The organism is Streptomyces sp. NPDC107521 (assembly GCF_055598485.1).
Window position 1 is genome coordinate 1 of the sequence record NZ_JBVKAT010000055.1, and the last position, 1,544, is coordinate 1,544.

The following is a 1,544-nucleotide window of genomic DNA, read 5'->3' on the forward strand; positions in this document are numbered from 1 at the left end:
CCTCATGACCGTCAACGAGCCCGTACCGGACACCTTCGAGGACACCCCCGCGAGCGACCGCGACCCCGGCTGGTTCAAACGGGCCGTCTTCTACGAGGTCCTCGTCCGCTCCTTCCAGGACAGCAACGGCGACGGCATCGGCGACCTCAAAGGACTCACCGCACGCCTCGACTACCTCCAATGGCTCGGCGTCGACTGCCTCTGGCTCCCCCCCTTCTTCCAGTCCCCCCTCAAGGACGGCGGCTACGACGTCGCCGACTACACCGCCGTCCTCCCCGAATTCGGCGACCTCGCCGACTTCGTCGAATTCACCGACGCCGCCCACCAGCGCGGCATGCGCGTCATCATCGACTTCGTCATGAACCACACCAGCGACCAGCACCCCTGGTTCCAGGAATCACGACGCGACCCCACCGGCCCCTACGGCGACTACTACGTCTGGGCCGACGACGACACCCGCTACCCCGACGCCCGCATCATCTTCGTCGACACCGAAGCCTCCAACTGGACCTACGACCCCCACCGCCGCCAGTACTACTGGCACCGCTTCTTCTCCCACCAGCCCGACCTCAACTACGACAACCCCGCCGTCCAGGAGGAAATGCTCGCCGCCCTCAAATTCTGGCTCGACCTCGGCATCGACGGCTTCCGCCTCGACGCCGTCCCCTACCTCTACGCCGAAGAAGGCACCACCTGCGAAAACCTCCCCGCCAGCCACACCTTCCTCAAACGCGTACGCCACGAGATCGACGCCCACTACCCCGACACCGTCCTCCTCGCCGAAGCCAACCAATGGCCCGAGGACGTCGTCGACTACTTCGGCGACTACACCACCGGCGGCGACGAATGCCACATGGCCTTCCACTTCCCCGTCATGCCCCGCATCTTCATGGCCGTCCGCCGCGAATCACGCCACCCCGTCTCCGAAATCCTCGCCAAAACCCCCGCCATCCCCTCCAACTGCCAATGGGGCATCTTCCTCCGCAACCACGACGAACTCACCCTCGAAATGGTCACCGACGAAGAACGCGACTACATGTACGCGGAATACGCCAAAGACCCCCGCATGCGCGCCAACATCGGCATCCGCCGCCGCCTCGCCCCCCTCCTCGACAACGACCGCAACCAGATCCAGCTCTTCACCGCCCTCCTCCTCTCCCTCCCCGGCTCACCGATCCTCTACTACGGCGACGAGATCGGCATGGGCGACAACATCTGGCTCGGCGACCGCGACGCCGTCCGCACCCCCATGCAATGGACCCCCGACCGCAACGCAGGATTCTCCTCCTGCGACCCCGGCCGCCTCTGCCTCCCCACGATCATGGACCCCGTCCACGGCTACCAGGTCACCAACGTCGAAGCCGCCATGGCCTCCCCCTCCTCCCTGCTCCACTGGACCCGCCGCATGATCGAAATCCGCAAACAGAACCCCGCCTTCGGCCTCGGCACCTACACCGAACTCCCCTCCACCAACCCCGCCGTCCTCGCCTTCCTCCGCCGGCACGACGACGACCTCGTCCTCTGCGTCCACAACTTCTCCCGCT

Annotated in this window: 1 protein-coding gene; it reads left to right on the plus strand. The window is 65.9% G+C overall.

Annotated elements, in window-relative coordinates; translation table 11 throughout:
- Positions 1–4: 4 nt before the first annotated feature.
- Positions 5–1,544, plus strand: a 1,540-nt coding sequence (gene treS, locus ACZ7LB_RS31930) for a maltose alpha-D-glucosyltransferase (protein WP_471473187.1), incomplete at its 3' end; no start/stop codon positions are given.